At 69.0% G+C, this 24,132-nt stretch carries 22 protein-coding genes; 15 read left to right on the plus strand and 7 right to left on the minus strand.

Features of this window, described 5'->3' with window-relative positions; all coding sequences use genetic code 11:
* Positions 1 to 15 precede the first annotated feature (15 nt).
* The 15 genes from NM1_RS13700 to NM1_RS13770 all read left to right on the plus strand — a co-directional run bounded on the left by NM1_RS13700 (position 16) and on the right by NM1_RS13770 (position 15,921).
* Positions 16 to 879, plus strand: a complete 864-nt coding sequence (locus NM1_RS13700; protein WP_068019244.1) for an alpha/beta fold hydrolase — start codon at positions 16 to 18, stop codon at positions 877 to 879.
* Position 880: 1 nt separating this feature from the next.
* Positions 881 to 2,566, plus strand: coding sequence for a bifunctional 3-(3-hydroxy-phenyl)propionate/3-hydroxycinnamic acid hydroxylase (locus NM1_RS13705; RefSeq protein ID WP_068019246.1), 1,686 nt, complete (start codon positions 881 to 883; stop codon positions 2,564 to 2,566).
* Positions 2,523 to 3,482: a 3-carboxyethylcatechol 2,3-dioxygenase gene (locus NM1_RS13710; protein WP_068019248.1), complete on the plus strand. Its 960-nt coding sequence runs from the start codon at positions 2,523 to 2,525 to the stop codon at positions 3,480 to 3,482. Before NM1_RS13705 ends, NM1_RS13710 begins: the two co-directional genes overlap by 44 nt.
* A 2-nt stretch (positions 3,483 to 3,484) precedes the next feature.
* The gene (locus tag NM1_RS13715; protein WP_068019251.1) at positions 3,485 to 5,212 is read left to right on the plus strand and encodes an FAD-binding protein; all 1,728 of its coding nucleotides are present in this window, start codon (positions 3,485 to 3,487) and stop codon (positions 5,210 to 5,212) included.
* A complete protein-coding gene (locus NM1_RS13720) occupies positions 5,209 to 6,507 on the plus strand; it encodes an LLM class flavin-dependent oxidoreductase (RefSeq protein ID WP_068019254.1) in 1,299 nt (432 codons plus the stop codon). Before NM1_RS13715 ends, NM1_RS13720 begins: the two co-directional genes overlap by 4 nt.
* 20 nt (positions 6,508 to 6,527) lie before the next feature.
* Positions 6,528 to 7,331, plus strand: coding sequence for a coniferyl-alcohol dehydrogenase (locus NM1_RS13725; RefSeq protein WP_114699779.1), 804 nt, complete (start codon positions 6,528 to 6,530; stop codon positions 7,329 to 7,331).
* Positions 7,331 to 8,326 (plus strand): cyclase family protein, encoded by a 996-nt coding sequence (locus NM1_RS13730; protein WP_068019259.1) that lies wholly within the window; start codon positions 7,331 to 7,333, stop codon positions 8,324 to 8,326. Before NM1_RS13725 ends, NM1_RS13730 begins: the two co-directional genes overlap by 1 nt.
* Positions 8,327 to 8,347: 21 nt before the next feature.
* Positions 8,348 to 8,962 carry an NADPH-dependent FMN reductase gene (locus NM1_RS13735; RefSeq protein WP_068019378.1) on the plus strand — a complete coding sequence of 205 codons (615 nt, stop codon included), beginning with the start codon at positions 8,348 to 8,350 and terminating at the stop codon, positions 8,960 to 8,962.
* Positions 8,959 to 10,143: a 3,4-dihydroxy-2-butanone-4-phosphate synthase gene (locus NM1_RS13740; protein ID WP_068019262.1), complete on the plus strand. Its 1,185-nt coding sequence runs from the start codon at positions 8,959 to 8,961 to the stop codon at positions 10,141 to 10,143. Before NM1_RS13735 ends, NM1_RS13740 begins: the two co-directional genes overlap by 4 nt.
* A complete protein-coding gene (locus tag NM1_RS13745; RefSeq protein WP_068019264.1) occupies positions 10,140 to 10,982 on the plus strand; it encodes an alpha/beta fold hydrolase in 843 nt (280 codons plus the stop codon). The genes NM1_RS13740 and NM1_RS13745 overlap by 4 nt, the downstream gene beginning before the upstream one ends.
* A gap of 66 nt (positions 10,983 to 11,048) precedes the next feature.
* Complete coding sequence (locus NM1_RS13750; RefSeq protein ID WP_068019267.1) at positions 11,049 to 11,882, plus strand: SDR family NAD(P)-dependent oxidoreductase; 834 nt, start codon at positions 11,049 to 11,051, stop codon at positions 11,880 to 11,882.
* Positions 11,879 to 13,180 carry an NAD(P)/FAD-dependent oxidoreductase gene (locus NM1_RS13755; protein ID WP_068019270.1) on the plus strand — a complete coding sequence of 434 codons (1,302 nt, stop codon included), beginning with the start codon at positions 11,879 to 11,881 and terminating at the stop codon, positions 13,178 to 13,180. Before NM1_RS13750 ends, NM1_RS13755 begins: the two co-directional genes overlap by 4 nt.
* Positions 13,181 to 13,194: 14 nt before the next feature.
* Positions 13,195 to 13,389, plus strand: a complete 195-nt coding sequence (locus tag NM1_RS13760) for a ferredoxin (protein WP_068019273.1) — start codon at positions 13,195 to 13,197, stop codon at positions 13,387 to 13,389.
* 46 nt (positions 13,390 to 13,435) lie between these two features.
* Positions 13,436 to 14,674: a cytochrome P450 gene (locus NM1_RS13765; RefSeq protein ID WP_068019381.1), complete on the plus strand. Its 1,239-nt coding sequence runs from the start codon at positions 13,436 to 13,438 to the stop codon at positions 14,672 to 14,674.
* Between the two features lie 44 nt (positions 14,675 to 14,718).
* On the plus strand, positions 14,719 to 15,921 hold the full coding sequence (locus NM1_RS13770) for a cytochrome P450 (RefSeq protein ID WP_068019276.1): 1,203 nt from the start codon (positions 14,719 to 14,721) through the stop codon (positions 15,919 to 15,921).
* A 32-nt stretch (positions 15,922 to 15,953) separates the two neighbouring features.
* On the opposite strand, the gene NM1_RS13775 is transcribed toward NM1_RS13770, so the two are convergent.
* The 7 genes from NM1_RS13775 to NM1_RS13805 form a co-directional block, all read right to left on the minus strand.
* Entirely contained in the window at positions 15,954 to 16,448 is a 495-nt protein-coding gene (locus NM1_RS13775) for a nuclear transport factor 2 family protein (protein ID WP_211339509.1), read from the minus strand.
* A gap of 74 nt (positions 16,449 to 16,522) precedes the next feature.
* On the minus strand, positions 16,523 to 16,936 hold the full coding sequence (locus NM1_RS13780; RefSeq protein WP_068019278.1) for a nuclear transport factor 2 family protein: 414 nt from the start codon (positions 16,934 to 16,936) through the stop codon (positions 16,523 to 16,525).
* Between the two features lie 64 nt (positions 16,937 to 17,000).
* The gene (locus NM1_RS13785) at positions 17,001 to 19,466 is read right to left on the minus strand and encodes a CaiB/BaiF CoA-transferase family protein (RefSeq protein WP_068019281.1); all 2,466 of its coding nucleotides are present in this window, start codon (positions 19,464 to 19,466) and stop codon (positions 17,001 to 17,003) included.
* Positions 19,467 to 19,491: 25 nt separating this feature from the next.
* A complete protein-coding gene (locus NM1_RS13790; protein ID WP_068019284.1) occupies positions 19,492 to 20,499 on the minus strand; it encodes an enoyl-CoA hydratase/isomerase family protein in 1,008 nt (335 codons plus the stop codon).
* A gap of 29 nt (positions 20,500 to 20,528) precedes the next feature.
* Complete coding sequence (locus NM1_RS13795) at positions 20,529 to 21,650, minus strand: M24 family metallopeptidase (protein WP_068019287.1); 1,122 nt, start codon at positions 21,648 to 21,650, stop codon at positions 20,529 to 20,531.
* The gene (locus NM1_RS13800; RefSeq protein ID WP_068019290.1) at positions 21,640 to 22,869 is read right to left on the minus strand and encodes a M24 family metallopeptidase; all 1,230 of its coding nucleotides are present in this window, start codon (positions 22,867 to 22,869) and stop codon (positions 21,640 to 21,642) included. The genes NM1_RS13795 and NM1_RS13800 overlap by 11 nt, the downstream gene beginning before the upstream one ends.
* On the minus strand, positions 22,866 to 24,041 hold the full coding sequence (locus tag NM1_RS13805; protein ID WP_068019293.1) for an amidohydrolase family protein: 1,176 nt from the start codon (positions 24,039 to 24,041) through the stop codon (positions 22,866 to 22,868). The genes NM1_RS13800 and NM1_RS13805 overlap by 4 nt, the downstream gene beginning before the upstream one ends.
* Positions 24,042 to 24,132: the final 91 nt, after the last annotated feature.

Genomic DNA, 24,132 nt, shown 5'->3' on the forward strand with positions numbered 1-24,132 from the left:
AGTGGAGGTTACGAGTTGTCGGAGTACGAGAGCATCTGGAGCGATCTCCAGGGCGTTGCCTTCACCCAGGGCTATCTGGACGTCGGCGGCGTGCGCACCCGCTACCTGCACGCGGGCGATACGAACGCGCCGGCGCTGGTCCTGCTGCACGGGTCCGGCGGGCACGCCGAGGCGTATGTCCGCAATCTGGCGACGCACGCCGAGCACTTCTCCACGTGGGTGATCGACATGCTCGGTCACGGCTACACCGCCAGGCCGGGGCATCCGCTCGAGATCGAGCACTACGTCGCCCATCTCGCCGGATTCCTCGACGCGGTCGGTGTGCGGAAGGCGAGCATCAGCGGTGAATCGCTGGGCGGCTGGGTGGCCGCGCGGATGGCGATCGACCACCCGGACCGCGTCGATCGCCTGGTGCTCAACACCGCCGGCGGGTCGCAGGCCGATCCGGAGGTGATGCGGCGCATCGTCACGCTGTCCATGGCGGCGGTCACCGACCCCACCTGGGAAACGGTGCAGGCCCGCATCAAATGGCTGATGGCCGACAAGTCGAAGGGCTACGACGATATCGTGGCGAGCCGGCAGGCGATCTACCGCCAGCGCGGCTTCGTCGACGCCATGCGCGACATCATGGCCCTGCAGGATCCGCAGATCCGGCAGCGAAACCTGCTGGGGCCCACCGAGTACGGCAGCATCACCGCGCCGACGCTGGTGCTGTGGACCAGCGACGACCCGACCGCCGACGTCGTGGAGGGCCGCCGCATCGCCTCGATGATTCCGGGCGCGCGCTTCGAGGTGCTGTCCGGCTGCGGGCACTGGCCCCAGTACGAGGACCCGAAGACGTTCGACGCCCTGCACCTCGACTTCCTGCTGGGTGGCTGACATGTCGACGCAGAGCCCCTCCGCCGCACCACATCCCGTGACCGATGTCGACGTGCTCGTCGTCGGCGCGGGCCCGGTGGGGCTGACGCTGGCGAACGCGCTCGGCATGTACGGCGTGCGCACCCGGGTGGTCGAGGAGCGGCCGACGCTGATCGACTACCCGCGCGGGGTCGGCCTCGACGACGAGGCCCTGCGGACCTTCCAGGCCATCGGCCTGGCCGACCGGATCCTGCCGCACACCACGCCGAACCAGATCATGCGATTCGTCGACGCCGAGCGGCGGCTGCTCGCCGAGATCGCGCCCACCGACGCACAATTCGGCTGGCCGAAGCGCAACGGCTTCGTGCAGCCGCTCGTCGATGCCGAACTCCTCGCCGGGCTGGACCGGTTCCCGAGCGTCGAGGTGGTCTGGGACGCGGCCATGACCTCCTGCGCCGAGTCCGGGGACCGGGTATCGGTGGAGTTGACCTCCGCGACCGGAACATCCACGGCGACAGCGCGATACGTGGTCGGCTGCGACGGCGGGCGGAGCGCGACCCGGCGGCAGATGGGGGTGTCGTTCGACGGGACCACCTCGCCGACCCGCTGGCTGGTGGTCGATCTCGCCTCGGATCCGTTGGGGCACCCCAATATCGAGGTCGGCGCCGATCCGGCCCGGCCGAATGTCTCGGTGTCGATCGCGCACGGCATCCGGCGCTTCGAATTCATGATCCACGACCACGAGCCCGACGAGCTCGCCGAGGATCCGGAGTTCGTGGCGCGCATGGTGGCCCCGTTCGTCCCGCATCCCGACCGGCTCGAGGTCATCCGGCGGCGGGTCTACACCCACCACTCGCGGATCGCGGGCGCGTTCCGGCGCGGCCGCCTGCTGCTGGCCGGGGATGCCGCGCATCTGATGCCGGTGTGGCAGGGGCAGGGGTACAACAGCGGCATCCGGGACGCGGCGAACCTCGGCTGGAAGCTGGCCGCGGTGGTGCAGGGTCACGCCGGGGACGCGCTGCTCGACAGCTACGACACGGAGCGGCGCAAGCACGCCCAGGCCATGATCGACCTGTCGACGATGGTCGGCCGGGTGATCTCGCCGACCGATCGCACGGTCGCGGCGCTCCGGAACGCGCTGGTCCGGGCGGCGGCCGCGGTGCCGCCGGTGCGGCGCTACGTGCTCGGCATGCGATTCAAGCCGATGCCCCGCTACGAGCGCGGTGCGGTGGTGCACCGCTGGTCCCGCTCGCCGAACTCGTCGGTCGGCACGCTGTTCGTGCAGCCGCGGGTCGACACCCGCGAGCACGCGGACATCCTGCTCGACGATGTGCTCGGCCCTCGATTCGCCGTGCTGTGCTGGAACAACGAGCCCCGCCGCGTACTGGGGGAGACGGCGTTCGGGCAGTGGAAAGCGTTGGGGGCGAGGTTCTTCGAGCTACGCCCGCGCACGCAGCTGCGGTGGACCGGGCACGACGATCCCGACGTCGTGGTGATCGGGGACCGCACCGGCGCGCTCAAACGCTGGTTCGACGCCCAGCGCGATTCGGTCGTATTCCTGCGCCCGGACCGGTGTGTCGCGGGGGCGACCATCGCGCAGCTGGCCCCCGAGCTGAGCGCGGACCTGCTCGCCGCCCTCGCCCTGAAACCGGGAGGAGGTTCCGATGCCGCTGGCTCTGTGCTGCGTCTCGCACAGCCCTCTGCTTGATCTCCCCGGGCCGGATCCGGAGCTGCGCGACGATATCGAGGCCGCGCTCGACGCGGCGGCCGGTTTCGTGCGCGACTTCGACCCCGAACTGGTGGTGACGTTTTCGCCCGATCACTACAACGGGTTCTTCTACAACCTCATGCCGCCGTTCTGTATCGGCGCGGCGGCGACGGGGGTGGGCGACTACGGCACCCATAGCGGTGCCCTCGACGTTCCGGCCGATCTGGCGCGCGACCTGGCCGAGTCGGTGCTGGGCGCGGGCGTCGACGTATCCCTGTCGATGAGCATGGCGGTCGACCACGGCACCGTGCAGCCGATCCAGCGGCTGCTCGGCGCGGCCACGGCGCGGCCGGTGGTGCCGATCTTCGTCAACTCGGTGGCGGTCCCGCTCGGGCCGCTGCGCCGGGCGCGAGCGCTCGGCGCCGCCGTGGGCGCCCATCTCTGCACGCTCGGCAAGCGGGTGCTGGTGGTGGGATCCGGCGGGCTGTCGCACGATCCGCCCGTCCCGGCGCTCGCCACCGCGACCGGCCGGGTGCGCGAGCGGATCGTGCACGGCGGGGCGATGAGCGCCGAGCAGCGGCTCGCCAGGCAGGAGCAGGTGATCGCCGCCGCACGCGAATTCGCCTCCGGGAAGGGCGAATTGCGGCCGCTAGATCCGGACTGGGATCGCCGCTTCCTCGACATCGTGGACGAGGGACGGCTCGGCGAATTGGACGCCTGGGCGAATCAGTGGATCACCGAGACGGCGGGCAATTCCGCGCACGAGATCCGCACCTGGGTGGCGGCATTCGCGGCGCTCGCCACCCAGGGTTCGTACCGGACCACCGTGCGCTACTACCGGCCCGCGCCCGCGCTCATCGCCGGATTCGCTGTGCGCACGGCGGTCGCCGATATCGACCCGGCCGGCAGGAGGTAACCGTGACACCGGCTCCCGAAACCTTCGACGAGACCGTCGATGTCCTCGTCATCGGCTCGGGCGGCGGCGGACTCACCGCCGCACTCGCCGCCGATGCCGCGGGCCTGTCCACCCTCGTCGTCGAAAAAGCCTCGCACTACGGCGGATCCACCGCGCTGTCGGGCGGCGGCATCTGGGTGCCGAACGCACCGGCCCAGCGCCGCGACGGCTTCTCGCTCGATCCGGACGAGGTCGTCGAGTACCTGCGCAGGATCACCGAGGGTCTGGTCACGGACGCGCGGCTGCGGGCGTACGTCGACAAGGCCCCGGAGATGATGGCGTTCCTGGAGCGCAGCAGCTCCTGGCTGGAATTCGTGTGGAAGCCCGGCTATGCCGATTACTATCCGGAGCTTCCCGGAGGCTCCCCGCAGGGCAGCACCATCAACGTGCCGCCGATCGATCTGCGCGAACTCGGCCCGGACGAGGACCTGTTGCTGCGCCCGCTGGCGCTGGCGCCCAAGGGAATCTGGCTGGGGCCCAAGGATCTTCGCCTGTTCTACCAGGTTCGCCAGTCCTGGCGCGGCAAGGCCGTCATGGTGAAACTGATCTGGCGGATGTTCCGGGCCCGGGTATTCGGCGACCGCATCGCCGCCATCGGGCAGTCGCTGGTGGCCCGGTTGCGATTGGCGCTGCGGGAGCACGGCATTCCGCTCTGGCTGGATGCTCCCATGACCTCGCTGATCACCGGGTCGGACGGCACGGTGGTGGGCGCGGTGGTCGAGCGCGACGGCAAGACTTTACGCCTCCGCGCCGAGCACGGCGTGATCCTGGCGACCGGCGGCTTCGACCACGATATGGCCTGGCGCAAGGAGTATCAGCCGGTCATCGACCAGGACTGGAGCTTCGGCAATCCGGTCGCCACCGGCGACGGCATCCGCGCCGGGCAGCAGATCGGCGCCGCCGCGGACCTGCTGGACGAGGCGTGGTGGTTTCCCGCCATCCAATGGCCCGACGGCCGCATGCAGTTCATGCTCAACGAGCGCATGATGCCGTCGCAGTTCATCGTCAACGGCGCAGGGGAGCGGTACATCAACGAGGCCGCGCCCTATATGGACTTCGGTCACGCGATGATCGAGGGCCAGAAGTCGGGGGTCACGCACATCCCGAGCTGGCTGATCACCGACGCCCGGTCGTGGCGCAAATACGTGGTGGCCGGGCACCTTCCGCTGCCTCGTATCCCGTTCGCGCCCGTGCCGACCGGGTGGAAGATCCCGGCGGCGTGGCTGGAGTCCGGTGTCGTCGTGGCCGCGGACTCGTGGGAGGACCTGGCCACGAAGATCGGCGTGCCGCCGGATCGGTTGCGCGCCACCGCGGAACGCTTCGACGAACTCGCCCGCAGAGGGCACGACGACGACTTCCTGCGCGGCGACAGCGTCTATGACAACTACTACGGCGACCCGACGCTGCCCAACCCCAACCTGGCGCCGCTCGGAGGTCCGCCGTACTACGCGTTCCGGATGGTCCCGGGCGACCTGGGCACCTCGGGCGGGCTGCGCACCGACGAGCACGCCCGGGTGCTGCGCGAGGACGGCGCACCGATCCCCGGCCTGTACGCGACGGGCAATACGTCCGCGGCGGTCATGGGCCGCAGCTACGCCGGGGCGGGCGCGACCATCGGGCCCGCGATGACATTCGGATATCTGGCGGCCCAGCACATTTCGACCACACGTTCCAATGGAGGAAGTCGATGAAGATCTCACTGTTCTACGAATTCGCGCTGCCGCGGCCGTGGACCCACGACGACGAGCGGGAAATGTTCTCCGACGGCTTGGACGAGGTGGAGGCCGCCGACAAGGCCGGATTCTCCACCGTCTGGCTCACCGAACACCATTTCCTGGAGGAGTACTGCCACTCCACGGCGCCGGAGATGTTCCTCGCCGCGGCGAGCCAGCGCACCAGGGACATTCGGCTCGGCTTCGGCGTCATGCATCTGCCGCCCGCCATCAACCATCCCGCCCGCGTCGCCGAGCGCATCGCCACCCTGGACCGGATCTCCGGCGGCCGTGTGGAATTCGGCACGGGCGAGTCGTCGTCGGTGGGCGAGCTCGGCGGCTTCAACATCGACCCGGCGGACAAGCGCGGCCAGTGGGAGGAGGCCCTGGACGTCGCCATCCGCTGCATGATCGAGGAGCCGTTCACCGGATTCAAGGGCAATCACATCGAAATGCCCGCGCGCAACGTGATTCCCAAACCGCAGCAGCTGCCGCACCCGCCGGTCTGGGTGGCCTGTACCCGACCCTCGTCGGTGCAGATGGCCGCGCAGAAGGGAATCGGCGCGCTGAGCTTCGCCTACACCGGTCCCGGACCGCTCGCCGAGCGTGTTCGCGGTTACTACCAGGAATTCGAGGACAAGGCGGAACCCACTATCCCGCAGATGAATCCGAACATCCTGGCCATCGGCGGCGACCTGTCGATGATGGTCGCGCCCACCGACGAACAGGCCCTGCGGCGCCTCGATGTCGGCGGCGGGTTCTTCTCCTTCGGCATCATGCACTACTACATGACCGGCCAGCACACCCCCGGCCGCACCGGGGTGTGGGAGCGGTACCTGGACGCGGTGAAGGAGGACGAGACGCTCGCCTACGGTCCGGGCCGCGGCGCCATCGGATCGCCCGACACCGTGCGGGAATTCCTGCGCGGCTACGAGGAGAGCGGCGTGGACGAGATCATCCTGCTGCTCAATCCGCGCAGTCACGAGGGCACGATGGAATCCATCGAACTCATGGGCAAGCATGTGCTGCCGGAGTTCATCGAGCGGGACGAGAAGGCGGTCGCGGCCAAGGCCAAGCGGCTCGAGCCGATCCTCGAGAAGGCCGAGGCGCGGCGGAAACCGTTGGCGAGCCCCGTATTCGACGAAGACTATGCGTTCGGCGGCCTGCCGACCGGCCGTGGCGGCAAGTTCACCGCGAGCGAGATCCCCGAGGCGATGGCCGAGATCAACGAGGGCCGGGTGCAGGCGGCGCAGCGCGCCAAGGACGAGCAGTAGCCGCGGCCGGGGTGCCCGACGTGGGAGGTATCGAGGAGATGTGGCGGTACGACGGCCGCCGGGTCGCCGTGACCGGGTGCGCGTCCGGTATCGGCGCGTGTGTCGCGGAGCAGGTCCGCGGACTCGGCGGCGAGGTCGTGGGACTCGATATCGCTACGCCCACAGTCGAACTCGACGAGTTCCACCGGGTGGACATGTCGGAGGTTGCCGCCATCGACCGTGCCGTCGAGGCCGTCGGCACGGTCGATGCCCTGTTCAATGTCGCCGGGGTCTCCTCGGGCATCGGCGATCCGGTCCGGGTGGTCACGATCAACTTCCTGGGCCTGCGCCGGTTCACGGAGGCACTCGTGCCCGGGATGAGCCCGGGTTCGGCGATTGTGAGCGTCTCCTCGCTCGCGGCGGCCGGGTACCTCGACCATCGCGATCAGGCTCTCGGCCTGCTCGACGCCGTCGATATGGCGGACGGAATCGCCTGGTGCGGAGGTAATCCCGACGCCGTGGCCGATGGTGGCTACCGCCTGTCGAAGGAAGCGATCATCTATTACACGATGCGACAGGCGGTTCCGCTGGGAGCACGCGGTATCCGCATCAACTGCACGGGCCCGGGCGTCACCGAGACACCGATCCTGGACCAGCTGCGCTCCGCGTACGGGCCGCAGTATCTCGACACCATTCCCAAACCGCTGGGCCGCGTCAGCGATCCGGCCGAGCAGGCGGCCGTCCTGGTGTTCCTCAACAGCGGGGCAGCGAGCTACGTGACCGGGCAGGTGCTGTGGGTGGACGGCGGCAACGTGGCCGCGAGAATCGTTGAAGGAGAGGCATAGTGGCCGGTCTGACCGAATTCCGGCGCGTGGCCGAGCAGGTGCGCAACTGGGGCCGCTGGGGCGCCGCCGACGAACTCGGCACGCTCAACTTCATCACCCCGGACAAGGTCGCCCAGGCGGCGCGGCTGGTGCGGCACGGACGGGTGTTCCCGCTCGGCGTCGACTTCGACTCCTCCGGTCCACAGGGCGCGTTCAAGTTCCGGCAGAACCCGGTGCACGTGATGACCGTCGACGGCGGCGACGCGCGGACGATGGCCGAGTACGGGCTGAGGTGGGGCGGCAACGGGTTCGGACAGGAGTTCGGCGGCTTCTTCGCGGGTGCGGGCAATCCGTTCCGGTTCAACGACGACCTGATCATCATGCCGCTGCAGGCGGCCACGCAGTGGGACGCCCTGTCCCACGTGTACTACGACGACCGGCTCTACAACGGCTTCCCGGCGAGCTCGGTCACCAGCGCCGGCGCCTTCCACTGCGGTATCGACAAGGTCGACGGCAAGGGCATCACCACCCGCGGCGTGCTGCTGGACCTCGTCCGTCATCGCGGCGCCGACGTCTTCCTGGAGCCCGGCAACCCTGTCACCCCGGACGAATTGGACGAGGTCGCGCGGGTCCAGGGGGTCGAGGTGGGCCGCGGCGATATCGTGCTCGTCCGCACCGGCTGGTGGGCGCGGTTCCAGGAGACCGGCAACGGCGCGGAACCGTACTCGGGCCTGGACTGGCTGTGCGCCAAGTGGTTACACGAGCGCGAGGTCGCGGCGGTGGCGGCGGACAACCTCATGGTCGAGGACGTGGTGTCCGGGGTGGACGGCACCTTCCTGCCGATGCACATGCTCTGCCTGCGGGATATGGGCCTGATGCTCGGTGAGTACTGGGATTTCACCGCGCTGGCCGCCGACTGCGCCGCCGACGGGGTCTACGACTTCCAGCTGATCGCGCCGCCGCTGCGCGTGATCGGTGCGGTCGGCTCCCCGCTCAACCCGATCGCGATCAAGTAAGCAATGCAGGAGGTTCCGGCCATGACCGCAAGCACCACCAGTGTGTCCGACGCCGAAACGGCAAGCGGCGGACAGCCTTTCGTCGTCGGTATCGGCGGCACGCTGCGCGCGGGCTCGTCGACCGAGCGCGCCCTGCGGCACTGCCTGGCGGCGGTCGAGCGCCGGGGCGGGCGCACCACGCTGTTCTGCGGCGCGGACATCACGCTGCCCATGTACAACCCGCACGATCCGGACCGCACCCCGCGCGCGCTCGCGCTGATCGAGGCGCTGCGGCGCGCGGACGCCGTGATCATCGGCTCGCCCGGCTACCACGGCGGCATCTCTGGCCTGGTGAAGAACGCCCTGGACTACATCGAGGACCTGCGCGGCGACCCGACGGTCTACCTGGACAACAAGCCCTGGGGCTGCATCACCTGCGCCTACGGCTGGCAGGCGGCCGTCGGCACCCTGGGCCAATTGCGATCCATCGGCCACGCCCTGCGCGCCTGGCCGACCCCGCTGGGCGTGGCCATCAATTCCGCCGAGACGGTGTGGGATGCGAACGGCCGGTTGACAGATGACACCGTCGCCGCGCAACTCGACGTGCTCGCGACCCAGGTGCTCACCTTCGCCCCGGCCACTGGAGCGCGACCGTGAGGGGAGCGCTGCCCTCGAATCCTGTCGCCGCGGCGTCGGCCGCCCTGCGTGACGGGGGGATCGTCCTGGTCGTCGCGGACAGCGGCGCCGGGTACCGCGGCGATCTGATGGCGGCGGCCGAATGCGCTACGGCCGACACGATCAACGCGATGGCGACCCTCGGGTGTGGGCCGATTCGGGTAGCCATGCGCTCCGCGTCGCTCGATCGCCTCGAGATTCCGCCCGCCGATCCGACCGCCACCGGGCCGGGTCGCGAGCTGTTCCGGGTGTCGGTCGGGCTCGCGGGCGACGAGGGCCCCGGCGTCCGGGCCTCGCATCGGGCGAAAACCGTTCGCGCGCTGGCGGATCCCGGTAGTCAGCCGCATGACTTCACCCGCCCGGGACAGATCTTCCCGCTCGGGTGCGCGGCCGGGGGCGTGCTGTCGGTGCCCGCAACGCCCGAGGCCGCCGTCGACCTCGCCGAACAGGCGGGGTTGTGGCCCGCCGGTGTGCTGTGCGAGGTTTGCGGCGCCGACGGCGAACTGGCCCGGCTGCCCGAACTGTTCGAACTCGGCCGCCGCCACGGGATGCCGGTGCTGTCGGTCGATGATCTCGTGGCTCATCGCAGGCGCGACCTGTGCCGGGTACGGCAGTGCGGATCGGCGCGAATTCCCTTGCCGATGGGGGAGTTCCGGGCCGTCGGATTCACCGACGGGCTCGGCCGCGACCATATCGCGTTGGTGCACGGGGACCCGGCCGCGAGCGCCGCGCCGCTGGTGCGGGTGCAGACCGAATGCCTGTTCGGCGACGCACTCGGCTCCGCGCGCTGTGCCTGCCGGTCGCAGCTGCGGTGCGCGCTGAACCGGATCGTGCAGGCGGGCAGCGGTGTACTGGTCTACATCCGATCCCGCGACAGCGGCGTGCGCATGCTGACGCCCGCCCTCCCGGTCGGATGGCAAACCACCGCTGCCACAAGACATCCCGTGCAACACGGCGATCTGCTGTCCGCCTACGACATCGTGCAACAACTCGGCCTGCGCGAAATCCGGCTGCTGTCCGACGGCGGCGAGGAGCAGTTCGTCCCCGAGCAGGTCCGCATAGTGGAGCGAGTCTCGCTGAGCCCTGGCCGAGAAGGAGCCGGTGCGGCGGAAGTCAGCGCGGCGGGAAGAGGCAGCGCCGCCCGGCTGGGGAGCGCCTCGTGATCGCCCAGCGCCGGACCCTGGTCGTGGACGGGGCGGCGACCAGCTATCTCGAGGCTGGGACCGGTGAGCCTGTGGTACTGCTGCACGGCGGCGAATTCGGCGTCGGGGCCGAATTGGGCTGGGAGCACACCATAGACGCGCTGGCGCGGCACTACCGCGTGCTCGCCCCGGACATGCTGGGGTTCGGGGAATCGGCGAAGATGATCGACTTCACCGACGGCCGCGGCCTGCGGATCCGGCACATCGCACGGTTTCTCGACCTGCTCGGCGTCGAATCCGCGCATTTCGCAGGCAATTCGATGGGCGCGATCAACCTGCTCGCCGACGCCACCTCCGAGCAGCCGCGGCTGCCGATACGCAGCCTGGTGGCGATCTGCGGCGGCGGGGAGATCCAGCACAACGAGCACATGCGGGCGCTCTACGACTACGACGCGACTTTCGAGGGGATGCGACGCATCGTGACGGCCCTGTTCCATGCCGCCGCGTATCCGGCCGATGAAGCCTATGTGCGCAGACGGTACGAGGCGAGCATTGCGCCCGGCGCATGGGAGGCGTTGGCGGCGGCGCGATTCCGTCGTCCGGGCGCCACGTCACCGCCGGCACCGTCGAGTGACCGTGCGTACAAACGCATTTCGGTCCCCACCCTGGTCGTGGAGGGGGCCTGCGACAAGCTGCTGCCCGCCGGATGGGCCGCGCAGATCGCCTGCCGAATCGCCGAAGCAGAGCACGCGGTCGTGCCGCTGGCCGGGCACTGCCCGCAGATCGAGCGGCCGGACATCGTGAACGACCTGCTGCTCGGCTTCCTCGACGACGTCTCGAATCGAAAGGACACGGCATGAGCGGTCAGGCGTTCCGGCGGCGCGGCGTAACCACGCGGCGCCCCGCTCCTGCGAGGAAGGACAAGCATGGCTGACGAATTGGCCGGTAGGGTCGCCGTGGTCACCGGTGGTGCCTCCGGAATCGGCAGCGCAACGGTCGCGCGATTCGTCGCCGCGGGCGCCCAGGTGGTCGTCGGCGACCTCGATTCCGAGCGCGGCGCGGCGTCCGTGGACGGCTACGGCGGCGCGGCGGTCTTCCAGCAGACCGACGTCGCGGAACCCGACCAGCTCGAGCGGCTCGTCGACCGTGCGATACAGCACTTCGGCGGACTGCACGTCATGTGCAACAACGCGGGCATCCCGGGCACGATGCATCCCAGCCTGCTGGTCGACGACCTCGCTGATTTCCACCGGGTGCTCGGCGTGAACCTGCTCGGGGTGATGGCGGGCACCAAGTTCGCCGCGCGGCACATGGCGGACCACGGCGGCGGATCGATCGTCAACCTGTCCTCGATCGGCGGCGTCCAGGCGGGCGGGGGAGTGCAGACCTACCGGGCCTCCAAGGCCGCGGTGATCCACTTCACCAAGTCTGCGGCGATCGAATTGGCGCAGTACGGCATTCGCGTCAACTGCATAGCCCCCGGCAACGTCCCCACCCCGTTCCTCGCGGCGTCGGCCACCACGATGTCGGCCGAGCGCATCGAGCGCTTCACCCGGTCGGTCCGGGCGTCGATGAAGGAGGACCGGCCGCTGCCGCGCGAGGGCACGCCGGAGGACGTGGCGGAGGCGGTGCTGTATTTCGGCAGTGACCTGTCGGCGTATGTGACCGGCACGGTCCTGCCGGTCGACGGCGGCACGGTCGCGGGCAAGCCGCTGAGGCCCCGCGGGAAGGTGGAAAAGACCGAGGCGGGTGTGCGATGACCCGGCGGACGGACGTGCTCATCGTCGGCGCTTCGGTGTCGGGCCTGACGACCGCGGAAGCTCTGCGCCGCAACGGTTTCGACGGAAAGATCACGCTGCTCGGTGCGGAGCCGTATCTGCCGTACGACCGGCCGCCGCTGTCCAAACAGATCCTGTCCGGCGCCTGGCGGCCGGAACGGACGCTGCTGCGGCCGCCGCGCATGCTGGCGGACCTGAACCTCGAATTGCTGCTCGGGCAACCCGCGCTCGGGCTGGACGTGGCGACTCGCACCGTGCACACGGCGGTCGGGCCGGTCCGCGCCGATACCGTCGTGATCGCCACCGGGGCGACCCCGCGCAGGCTGCCCGCACCCCCGGGGCTGCGCGGCGTGCACGTGCTGCGCACCCTCGACGACGCCCTGGCATTGCGCGACGACCTCGCGAAGAGCTGGACGGTCGTCGTGGTCGGCGAGGGCGTGCTCGGTGCCGAGATCGCCGCGACCACACGGCAATCCGGGCACGAGGTCACGATGACCGGTCTGCTGCACGCGCCGATGGCGACGCAACTCGGCGACCTCGCCGCCGAACGCCTGGCCGACTTGCACACCGCCAACGGCGTGCGGCTGCGCCTGGGCGTTGGCGTCAGCGGCCTCGCTGATCGGGAGGGCGAGCCGACCGGCGCCCCCCATCGCGGCGAAGAAGCAAACCTCCCCGGTCGTGGTCACGAGGTGACCGGCCTGCCCGATCATGGCGGTGAGATCACCGGCCTCAGCGACCGTGTCGGCACGGTAACCGGCGTCTGCCTGGCGTCCGGTGAGACGCTGCCCGCCGATCTCGTCGTCGTGGCGATCGGCGCTGTCCCCGTGACGGACTGGCTCGCAGGCAGTGGGCTGACGCTGGACCGCGGAGTGGTCTGCGATGCGGAATGCCGTGCCGCAGAAGGCATCTACGCCGTCGGTGACGTGGCGCGCTGGCGCGATCCCGGAACGAACGCGACCACCAGGCTCGAGAATCGCACCCACGCGGCGGAACAGGCGGGCGTGGTGGCGGCCAATATTCTCGGCGCCGCGCGGCCCTACCGGCCGATTCCGTACTTCTGGACGGATCAGTACACGACCAAGATCCAGGTGCACGGGACGATCACGCCCGATGCCGAGGCTGTCGTCGTGGACGGCGACCCGGCCACCGACCGATTCGTAATCCGTTACGAGCGAGCAGGTTCCGTCACCGCGGTGCTCGGCTGGAACATGCCCAAACAGGCACGGATGCAGCGTCAGCACCTGGTGGACGCACACACGACCCCGGTGCACGCACCGTAGGAAGGAGGTTCCCGATGAAGGTGACCGTCGAGCAGGACAAATGCATCGCGGCCGGTCATTGCGTCATGCATGCGGCCGCCGTGTTCGACCAGCGCGACGAGGACGGTGTCGTCGAACTGCTCGAGGAGAATCCGCCGGCCGAACTCGCCGACGACGTCCGCCAGGCGGCGACCATGTGTCCCGCCATGGCCATTCACGTCGCGGAATGAACCGACACCCTGCGGTTCGCCCCGCAGCCGACCATCAGGAGTGACCGTGTCCGAAACACTGACCGATGCCACCGCCGCGACCGCGGGAGTTCCCGACTATCCGATGGTCCGCTCCGACGGCTGTCCGTTCGCCCCGCCGCCGGAGGCGATCCGGCTCGGCCGCGACAGGCCGCTGCACCGCGTGCGGATCTGGGACGGCAGCACGCCCTGGCTCGTCACCGGGTACGCCGAGTTCAAGACGCTGATGTCGGATCCGCGGGTGAGCGTGGACGACCACCGGCCCGGCTTCCCGCACTGGAACGAGGGCATGGCGGCCATCGTCGACAGCAGGCCCAAATCGCTGTTCACCACCGACGGCGAGGAGCACAGCCGGTACCGGCGCATGCTGACCAAGCCGTTCACGTTCAAGCGGACCGAGGCGCTGCGGCCGGTGATCCAGCAGATCACCGACGAGCATATCGACCGCATGCTGGCGGGCCCGAAACCCGCGGATCTCGTTGCCGGACTGGCCCTTCCGGTGCCGACGCTGATGATCAGCGAGATGCTGGGCGTGCCCTACGAGGACCATGAGTTCTTCCAGAAGCATGCCTCCCTCAACGTAGACCGCTTCGCGACCAAGGAACAGGCCGCCGAAGGCCGCTCGACGTTGGCGCGCTACCTGGTCGACCTGGTGAAGAAGAAGCTCGACGAGCCCGCCGAGGACGTGGTGTCCGATATCGCCGAACGGGTCCGGGCGGGTGAGATCGACATGCGCGAGGCCGCGCAGCTGGGCACCGGCGTGCTCATCGCGGGGCACGAGACGAGTGCGAACATGATCTCACTCGGATCCCTTGCGCTGCTGGAGAATCCGGAGCAGTTCACACTGCTGCGCGATACCGATGACCCGAAGATCGTCGCCAACGCGGTCGAGGAACTGCTGCGGTACCTCAGCATAATCCAGAACGGTCAGCGCCGGATTGCCGTGGCGGACATAGAGATCGGCGAGGAAACGATCCGCGCGGGCGACGGCCTGATCTTCGACCTGGCCCCGGCCAACTGGGACGAGCGGCAGTGGGAGCGGCCCGACGAACTGGATCTCCGCCGACCCGCGGGCCAGCACGTCGGATTCGGATTCGGCCCGCATCAGTGCGTCGGCCAGCAGCTGGCCCGGGCCGAGCTGCAGATCGTCTTCCACACCCTGGTGCGCCGCATTCCCACACTGCGCCTGGCGGTGCCGTTCGAGGATGTGGAGTTCAAGCATGACCGGCTCGCGTTCGGCGTCTACGAACTGCCTGTCACGTGGTAGAGGCGGCTCCCAGCATGACGACAAAACTCGAGAGAGGTATCTCTGTGACCACCAGTGCCACCAGCGACGTCTATTACGATCCGTACGATGTCGGGCTCAATGCCGACCCCTACCCCATGTTCAAGCGGCTGCGCGATCAGCTGCCGATCTACTACAACGAGCAGCACGATTTCTTCGCGCTCAGCCGCTTCGACGACGTCAACGCGGCGCTGCTCGACCACGGCACCTACAGCTCCGCCCGCGGCGCGATCCTCGAGCTGATCAAGGCCGACTTCCCGATGCCGCCCGGCGTGCTGATCTTCGAGGACCCGCCGGTCCACGATATTCACCGGAAGCTGTTGTCGCGCATGTTCACTCCGCGCAAGATCCGCGAGCTGGAGGACAAGATCCGCGAGTTCTGCGTGCGCAGCCTGGACCCGCACGTGGGCACCGGACGCCTGGACTTCATCGCCGATATCGGCGCGCAGATGCCGATGCGGACGATCGGCATGCTTCTGGGCATTCCCGAGGAGGACCAGGAGGCCATCCGGGACTTCGCCAACGAGCAGATGCGCACGGAGGAGGGCAAACCGATGAAGGCCGCCTCCGAGGGTATGGTCAGCGGCGACATCTTCGCCGCCTATATCGACTGGCGGGCCGAGCACCCGTCCGACGACATCATGACCGAGCTGCTCAACGTCGAATTCGAGGACGAGACCGGCACCGTGCGGCGGCTGACCCGCGACGAGCTGCTGACGTACGTGAATGTCGTGTCCGGCGCGGGCAACGAGACCACCACGCGGCTGATCGGCTGGGCCGGAAAGGTTCTCGCCGAACATCCCGACCAGCGCCGCGAACTGGCGGAGAACCCGCGGCTGATCCCGAACGCCGTGGAGGAACTGCTCCGATTCGAGCCTCCCGCACCGCATGTCGCGCGCTACGTCACCCGCGACGTCGAATGGCACGGCCGCACGGTCCCGCAGGGCAGCGTGATGATGCTGCTCGTCGGCGCCGCCAACCGCGACCACCGCCACTTCCCCCCGGACGGCGACGTGTTCGACATCCATCGCGACACCCGCCAGCACCTGACCTTCAGCGTCGGCACTCACTACTGCCTCGGCTCCGCCTTAGCCCGCCTGGAGGGCCGCATCGCCCTCGAGGAGATCCTGGCGCGATTCCCCGAGTGGGAGGTAGACCTCACCAACGCCAAACTCTCACCCACTTCCACGGTCCGAGGCTGGGAATCCCTGCCCGCCTTCACTTCCTGAGCCCGGCGGCCGGCAACGCTCGACACCGTGGATCACACGCCGAAGAGTTGTCGTTCTCCGAGGGGGTCGAGGTAGATGCGGGTCAGTTTGCTGCTGCTGATGAGCCATCGGTCCCCGACGAGGGCGTACCTCTCGTGGTAGTGCCCGAAACCGATGACTCTGATGTCGCCGGGGAAGATCAGCAGGTCCTGTAACGCCCAAACCCCCGTCGCGGCGGTCGGTGAGCTGATCTCGATCTCGGGCATGTGCCCGTGGTGGACGGTTCTGGCGGGTCCGATCGTCAGCCGAAGAAAGTCGATGAATTCGTCCGCGCCGGTCGTGATCGGCCCGAACGACGCGGACGTATCGACCTCGACATCGGTGGTGAGCTGTTGCCTGAGCATCGCCCAGTCCTTGCCGTCGATCGCCCGGAAGTACCGCGCCTTGAGTTGTTTGATCGCGTGGACTGCCGCGACGGCGGCAGCGGGCTCGAGGTCGTCGGGTGCCTGTTTGTCACCGGGGTTCGAGCGGGCCGCCGGTGAAGGCACGAAAGCGATTGCCGCGGAGAGGGTGACAGCTCCGGTACCGATCAGGAAGCTGCGGCGTGCATGCCTCGGCGGCGTCATGACCGATCCAGGTGCAGCCGAGTCGATTTCGTGGCCGTGAGCACCCATCGGCCGTTCCGGATGCCGTAGGTGTCGTAGTCGTGCCCGAATCCCAGCACACGGTGGCCGTCCGGTCGGACCACGAGCACCTGCATCGCCCAGGTTCCGGTGGCGGTGGTGGGGGAGGTGAGCTCGATCTCGGGCATGTGTGCGTGATGAACGGTCACGGCCCTGCCGTAGTTATTCTGGAGCGCAGCAACGTAATTCGCGGCGCCTGCGATGCGGTCACCGCCCAGCGCCGTCTGGTCGACTTCGATGTCGTCGGCCAGTACCGAGTCCAGCGCGGGCCATTCCTTGGTGTCGAGGCCGCGGCAGTACCTCGCCTCGAGAGACTCGATCGCGTTGAGCTGCCGCAAGGTATTCGGGTCCATCCGGTGTTCGCACCGAGCCTTTCGTCGGTCTGTGCGCGTGATCGGAGTCCGCGCGTGTCGGTGGCTACTCGGACTTCACCGGCGTGCGGACGACGGCGGGGGTGCCGCCGATGATTCCGTCGGCCTCGAACTGCCGGACGTCGGATTCGGAGAGTCCGAGAGCGGTGAGGATCTCGGTGTTGTGCTGGCCGAGTAGCGGGGCGGGGGAGCGGTGGAAACGCAAGGGCCCCATGGAGAAGCGGGCGGGGACCGTGCTGTGGCGGGCGGTGTCGGCTGCGGGGTGGTCCACCGGTTCGAAGAAGCGGCGGAACCGCAGTTGCGGGAGATCGCCCTGGCGGTGCGGCTGCATCACCTTGGCGACGGGGACGCCTGCGTCCCAGAGGATTCGGACGATCTCGTCGCTGTCCCGTTCGCCGCACCATTCCGCGAGCCGCTCATCGATCAGATCGTGGTGGCGGCGGCGGCCGGCGGCGGAGCAGAGGTCGGGGGTCAGGGCCCAGAACGGGTCGCCCAGCGCCGCGCGCAGCTTGCGCCACTGCGCGTCGGTGGCGACCGCAATCGCCACCCAGCAGTCCTGCCTGCCGAATTCGTCCGTGCCCGCGGCGCGATACAGGTTCTGCGGGGCGGCATCCGGTCCGCGATTGCCGTCGCGCTCCAGCAGCGCGCCGTAGGCGGAGTACTCGATGACCTGCTCGGCGGCCACATTGAGCGCGGCGTCGACCATCGCGGCTTCGACCAGTGCGCCGCGGCCGGTCCGGCGGCGGTGTTCCAGCGCCAGCAGCAGGCCGTTGAGTGCGTGCGCTCCCGCGTTGGGATCCCCGATCGAGTAGGGCTCCACGGGATTTCGATCCCGGTGGCCGGTGAGCCACGTCAGGCCCGAGGTGTCCTCGATGATGTAGGCGAACGCCGGATTGTCGCGCCAGGGCCCGTCCAACCCGAATCCCGGCATCCGGACCATGATCGTGTCCGGACGCTGTGACCGCACGACCGAATAGTCCAGGCCGATCTGTTCCAGCACCCGCGGCGTGTAGTTCTCGACGACGACATCGCACGTGGCGGCCAACCGCCGCAACAGATCTCGTCCGCGCTCCGACCGGAAGTCGAGGGTCAGGCCCTTCTTGTTGGTGTTGAGCCCGGAGAAGATCGGCGACTTCTCCCACCACTGCTCCTCCGACACGGGCACACCCGCGATCAGGCGGGTGCCGTCCGGCCGCCCGGCGGACTCCACATGGATGACCTCGGCGCCGAGCATGGCGAGGAAGTGGGTGCACGACGGCCCGGCCCAATAGGTGGTCAGGTCCAGTACGCGAAGTTCCCGGAACGGCAACGGATCCGGGGCAACCTTCGGCAGCGGATCCCGGCGCTTCGGCGGGGCGGCGCGATACAGCTCGGTGTGCTCGCCGAGCCGCGGCGCGGGCCGTGGCTCGCGCAGCAGGCCGGGCGTGGTGCGGTACGGCGGCCCGGGCTGCAGGAACCCCTCGCGCGGATTGACCGTGAAGGCCTTGCGCGCCACGTGCTGATCCATCTCGGTAGCGTTGGCGCCGTGGACAATCGGTCCGTTGGGGATGCGGAATGCCGTCGCGAGATCGCGGATCACCTCGGACGGCTGTCCGGCCAGCCACGCGAATATCTCGGAGGCATGGAGGTTGGCGCGCTCGGTGATCGACAGCTCGGTGTCCTCGTCGATCCATTCCGGATGCCCCACCATCGCGCACAGATCGAACCACTGCTGGGCCGTGCCGCAGCCCAGTGCCACCAGGCCGTCGGCGGCGGCCGCCACGCCCGGCACGGTGAGCCGCCGCTCGGTGCGGAACGGGCGGCCGAGGGCGTCGAAGAACGACACCGGGAAGTAGGTGAGGCCCAGGATCTGGGTCTCCAGCATCGACAGGTCGACCAGCTCGCCCGCACCGGTGCCGCGCGTGCGCAGCAGCGAGGCCATGGCCGCCGCCGACGCGTAGGCCCCCGCGAACCACTCACCGATCCGGCCCCCGACATGCACCGGCGCCCGGTCGGGTGCGCCGCGCCCGAGGCCGACTATGCCCCCGGACCACGCCTGCAGCGTGAATTCCGTTGCGGGAAGGTCCTTCCAGGGACCGTGGAGGCCGAACGGTGTGATCGTGACGACCACGGCGTGCCGGTGCCTGCGGCGGATCGCGGCGGGTGCGAGCCGGGGATGCTCGGTGAGCCGGGAACCCGGTGACCAGACCACGATGTCGGCCGACGCCAGCATCGCGTCGGCGAGTTCCAGATCGGCGTCGACGTCCGGATCGGCGGCCACACTCGCCTTCCCGTCGGCCAGGAACGTGAACAGTGCACCGTCGCGGTCGTTTTCGATCTCGGCGCCCGACGCCGACCACCGGCGCAGCGAATCACCCTCGGGCGGTTCGAGTTTGACCACCTCGGCGCCGCCGTCACCGAGTAGCTTGGTGCAGTAGGCGCCCGCGATCCCGGTGGACAGGTCGGCGACGGTGCACCCGCTCAGCGGCGGATCGACGGGGTGCCCGCCGTGTGTGGAGTTACTCGATGCCATGTGTCCCACCGGCTTTCGTTGCTCGCTACTCCTGCTTCTTCCGCCCCGACTTGCTCAGCCGGAACTCCGGGGGGAACTGCGCGTCGTTGTCCTTGACCGAATTGTTCAGCCCGCCGTCGAAGGCGTCGTCCAGCATGAGTTCGTCGTCGTCGGCGTGGATGTGGCCGCCCATGGACTCGAAGAAGCCGCTCAGCAGGCTGCCCATGTACTCGCCCTGGTGCTGCTTCATCACCTCGAAGAAGATCTTCTGCATGAAGACCGTATCCGTCGGCCGGTTGCGCGCGCAGGCCAGCGCGTACTTCTCGGTCTCGGCCTCCAGCTCGTCGCGCGAGACGACCTTGTTCAGGAAATTGCACTCGTACATCTCCTGCGCGCTGAACGCCCGGCCGGTGAAGACCATCTCCTGAAAGCGGCGCAGTCCCATCGTCTGCGCCCACGTCCACATGCGCGGCCCCCAGCCGTAATACCGGAACGACGGGTGCCCGAACAGAGCGTCGTCGGAGGAGATCACCAGGTCGGCGTCGGCGGCCTGGTAGAAGTGCCAGCCGTAGCAGTAGCCCTTCACCTCCACGATGCTGATCTTCTTGAACTCCTGCAGGCTGCGGCACCCCGCCTGCGCGTTGGCGTACCACTGGCTGATGGTGGCGCCGTGCCGGAAGGACTCCTTCGGCGGATAGCGCACCTCGTCCGGCCCGATCTTGTATTCGGCCAGCCGCGGTCCCTGCGAGGGCGACTTCTGGACCTCCATGAACTCGGGAAGGTCCGCGCCGCTGCCCAAATCGTCGCCCGCTCCTCGGACGACCAGCACCTTGACCTCGTCATCCACGCTCGCGCGGTGCAGCAGGTCGGCGTAGCGCAGCCGCGCCGCGATGGTGGGCGCGTTGAGCTGATCCGGCCGGTCGAAGGTGATGGTCGCGATGCGAGTCGCGGGATCCTTTGCGTAGCGGATGATTTCGTGCGCCGCAGGCTGCGACTGTTCGGGGTCCGCTGCCGATCTCGCGGTGCCCGCGGCCGGTCGTGTGGAACGGGACATGGGAAGCTCCTTTGCCGAGGGGTCGCCGCTCAGTGCGCCCAATGCGGTGCGTCGGTCAGCACCTCGCGGCCGTCGTCGGTGATCAGGACCGCGTCGCGGGTGAACACGGCGCCCACGCCGGACTCCCACACGTAGCCGGTGACCGACAGCACCATCCCCGGCTCCAGCCGCTCGGCGTCGGCGGTGGCTCGCAGCTGCGGCGAGACGACCGGCGGGTCGAAACCCATCCCCAGGCCCCGCGCGACCGGCATCGGCGGCAGCGATTCGCCCGCGATCTCGTAGGCGGTGAGCAGTTCGGTGGCCGCCGCTCCCGGGCGGCACGCGTCGATCAGCCTGGCCCACAAGGTATCCCGACGCCGGTACAGTTTCGCGGCATCATCGCTCGCGGCACCGACCGGATAGGTCCGCCCCACCTCGCCGATATACCCGTCGCCGAGCACACCGGCGGACACCGCCACCAGATCACCGGCCCGCACGAGCCGGTCGGACCCGGCCCGGCGCCACGGATGCTCCTCGGACGTGACCCAGACCGAATCCTGCGATGCCGGAGTACTGACACCGCCCGCGGTCATCGCCTCCAGCAGCACGCCGATCAGCACCTGCTCGCTGCGGCCGGGCGCCAGCTCCGCCACCGTCGTCGCAAGCCCGTCCTCGGCCACCCGCAACGTATTGCGCAGCACCGCGATCTCTTCCGCGGTCTTCACACGCCGCGCCGTGCGCATGGCCACCTCGCCGTCGACGAGTTCGGCGTTCGGGAATGCCAGCGGCAGCAACTTCGCGAAATTCGGTGACAGTGCGTCCGTGCCAACCCTTTTCGCGGTGGCGGCGCCCGCGATATCGCGCAGGACGGCGATGGTGGTCATCGGATTCCACGCCAGGCCGTAGAGGTGATCGTGCGGGATGTCCTCGGGTATCCCCTCGTCCCAGGTGCTGAGCAGGTGCACCGCGCCGGTCTCGCGCACCACCGTCGCCACCGGTCCGAACGGCCGGGTCCCCGCCACCCACAGCTGGGGCGCGCCCGCGAGATAGCGGGCATTGGCCTGGCGGCCGAGGACGAGGATGTCCAGGTCATGGGCTTGCATCTGTGCCAGTGCGCGATCGCGCCGCCCATGCCGCAGGGCGCGATCGTCGGGCATCACCTCAGTGGCCATAGGGCGCATAGGGGTAGTCGGTGAGGGCGATCGAGCCCTCCTCGGTGATCACGATGATCTCCTCGCTTCGATAGCCGCCGGTGCCGTCCTCCCAGACGACCGGCTCCAGCACCAGCACCATGTTCGGCTCGAACACGAAGTTCTCGTCGAACTCGGGACCGAGATCGGTGCCGATCATGGGCGTCTCGGCCGCGCTGACCCCGATGCCGTGTCCCAGGTAGAAATGCGGCAGCCAGGGTTTGACGCCGTCGTTGGCGGCCGTCGCGGCACGGGCCAGATCCGCCGCGGTGGCCCCGGCGCGGGCGACGTCCAGGACCGCGGTGAGGATCTCGTGCCAGCGCTCGAACTGCTTGTGCTGCCGCGCATTCGGCTGCTCGCCGACGATCCAGGTGCGGCCGAAATCGGAGCAGTACCCGCCGTAGGTGATGCTGACATCGGTCCACAGCACATCCCCGGCCCGCAGCTCGCGCTCGGTGGTCAGCAGCGGCAGCGCCAGATCGCCGTGGGTGGTCCACACGCCCTCGGCCCTGGTGTCCGGCATGACCTGCCAGATCGCCTCCAGCATGGTGGCCGTGGCGCCCAGTTCGAAGGCCCGGCGGATGAAGCGCGCGGACAGGTCGATCTGCCGCCGTCCGGGCGCCAGCGCCGCCTGCACCTCGACCATCGCCTGGTCGGTGATGCGAGCGGCGGTGCGGATGCAGGCGATCTCGTCGGGCGTCTTGATCAGCTTGGCCGGGGCGACCACGAGCGCGGCGTCGGACGGCGGCCCGCCGGGGAACAGCCCGGCCTGCGCCCGGCGCATGGCACCGGTGCATTCGTCGACCGCCACCGTGGAGCCCGAGGGGATCAGGTCGCCGAGCAGCCGCGCGAATTCCGCTACGCCCTCGTCGAATTCGAGATAGACCGGCCCGTGCAGGTGGTCGGCGGGCAGGTCGGATTCCTCGGAGATGCCCTCCCGGAACGGCAGGAACAGATGTGGCCACGGATCACCCGCGACCACGACCGCGACCGGGCGCTCGACATGCGACAGGCCCGCGTCGCCGAGCGGCCAGTTGGTGCCGGTGGCATACACGACATTGCTGTTGTTCAGCAGCACGAGCGCGTCGACGCCCTGCTGTGCCATGACCGAGCGCAGCCGCGCCCCGGTCTCGCGCCGGAGCCGCGCCCGATCGGGGACCTCGGGAATCACGAGGCCCGGGGCGCCGGTGGTGGAGGTCATGGCCGCAGATCCAGGAAGTCGGTGATATTGCCGCTGACGATCTTGGCGGCGTCCTCGGGGCCGACCGCCTGCACCACACCCGCGAGGGACTTCTCCGAGTAGCCCCAGGTGCTTTCGTTGTGCGGGTAGTCCGACGACCACATCACCCGGTCGCGGCCGATGTGGTCTATGAGCGCCAGCCCCAGCGGATCCACCATGAACGAGGCGCGCATGTGGTTGTCCCAGTAGTACCGCACGTCGTGGTCGATCGGGCGGTTGTACATGTGCTTGTACGACGCGTGCATGTGCTCGGCGTCCTGGATCGCCGACGGCACCCAGTTGATGCCGCCCTCGAACCAGCCGATGCTCAGGCCCGGATGCCGGTCGATGATGCCGCTGAACACGTACTTGGAGAACAACTCCCGGAACGGCGCGACATTGTGCATCATGCCGACCACGACGCTGTTGACCTCGCACGGCGCCGACAGCGGCGATTCGCCGATGTGGTGGGAGACCGGCACCCCGGACTCCTCGATCGCGTCCCACACCGGGATCATCGCGGTGCTGCCGTAGTCGATGACCTTGCCGTCGTCGTCCTTGCCCGCCGACAGGGGCAGCAGAAATGTCCTGAGCCCCAGCGACTTCAACTCTTCGAGCGTGCGGCGGGTACCGGCCGGATCCCACCAGTTGATCAGGCCGACCCCGTAGAAGGTGCCACCGGAGCGCTCCTGCAGATCCGCGATGTACTCGTTGTACACCCGGAACGCCAGCTCCCGGACCTCCTTGTCCGGATAGAACAGCAACGCCAGCAAGGCATTCGGGAATGCGAGCTCCTTGGCGATGCCGTCGGCGCGCAGATCCGCGGCGCGCGCCTCGACATTGCTGCTGCCGGAGCCGTCGAGCGGGTCGTACTGCATCAGCACGCTACTGAAATCGCCGGGCAGGAACGACTTTCCCTTCCGGCCGATCTGGTAGGCGCCGTCCTCGTACCAGATGCGCGGGGCGCGATCCTTCATGCTCTCCGGGAACCGCTCGAAGAAGATGTCCTCGGCCAGCGAGATGTGGTTGTCGGCGGAGAACACCTCGGTGCCCGCGGGCAGGCCCACGGATCCTCCCGCATGACCGCGCCGGTCCTTGGGCGGCCCGAAACCGCCGGGTGGGTACAACGAAGCGCTGCTGGTCGGAACCGACATCTTGACCCTCCACTTGGAGCTGTGCGTCTTGGTAATGACGTTATCACGGAGGGAGAGTGCCGTATACGTCAAATGTGGACGGCATCGCTGT

This window comes from Nocardia mexicana NBRC 108244 (assembly GCF_001613165.1).
GTDB lineage: Bacteria > Actinomycetota > Actinomycetes > Mycobacteriales > Mycobacteriaceae > Nocardia > Nocardia mexicana.

What these genes read in the sequence shown, in the direction of transcription:
- NM1_RS13705 (WP_068019246.1), top strand. Translation starts at nt 881, where the DNA reads ATGTCGACGCAGAGCCCCTCCGCCGCACCACATCCCGTGACCGATGTC.
- NM1_RS13760 (WP_068019273.1), top strand. Translation starts at nt 13,195, where the DNA reads ATGAAGGTGACCGTCGAGCAGGACAAATGCATCGCGGCCGGTCATTGC.
- NM1_RS13735 (WP_068019378.1), top strand. Translation starts at nt 8,348, where the DNA reads ATGACCGCAAGCACCACCAGTGTGTCCGACGCCGAAACGGCAAGCGGC.
- NM1_RS13790 (WP_068019284.1), bottom strand. Translation starts at nt 20,499, where the DNA reads ATGTCCCGTTCCACACGACCGGCCGCGGGCACCGCGAGATCGGCAGCG.
- NM1_RS13780 (WP_068019278.1), bottom strand. Translation starts at nt 16,936, where the DNA reads ATGGACCCGAATACCTTGCGGCAGCTCAACGCGATCGAGTCTCTCGAG.
- NM1_RS13800 (WP_068019290.1), bottom strand. Translation starts at nt 22,869, where the DNA reads ATGACCTCCACCACCGGCGCCCCGGGCCTCGTGATTCCCGAGGTCCCC.
- NM1_RS13795 (WP_068019287.1), bottom strand. Translation starts at nt 21,650, where the DNA reads ATGGCCACTGAGGTGATGCCCGACGATCGCGCCCTGCGGCATGGGCGG.
- NM1_RS13785 (WP_068019281.1), bottom strand. Translation starts at nt 19,466, where the DNA reads ATGGCATCGAGTAACTCCACACACGGCGGGCACCCCGTCGATCCGCCG.
- NM1_RS13710 (WP_068019248.1), top strand. Translation starts at nt 2,523, where the DNA reads ATGCCGCTGGCTCTGTGCTGCGTCTCGCACAGCCCTCTGCTTGATCTC.
- NM1_RS13755 (WP_068019270.1), top strand. Translation starts at nt 11,879, where the DNA reads ATGACCCGGCGGACGGACGTGCTCATCGTCGGCGCTTCGGTGTCGGGC.
- NM1_RS13805 (WP_068019293.1), bottom strand. Translation starts at nt 24,041, where the DNA reads ATGTCGGTTCCGACCAGCAGCGCTTCGTTGTACCCACCCGGCGGTTTC.
- NM1_RS13750 (WP_068019267.1), top strand. Translation starts at nt 11,049, where the DNA reads ATGGCTGACGAATTGGCCGGTAGGGTCGCCGTGGTCACCGGTGGTGCC.
- NM1_RS13720 (WP_068019254.1), top strand. Translation starts at nt 5,209, where the DNA reads ATGAAGATCTCACTGTTCTACGAATTCGCGCTGCCGCGGCCGTGGACC.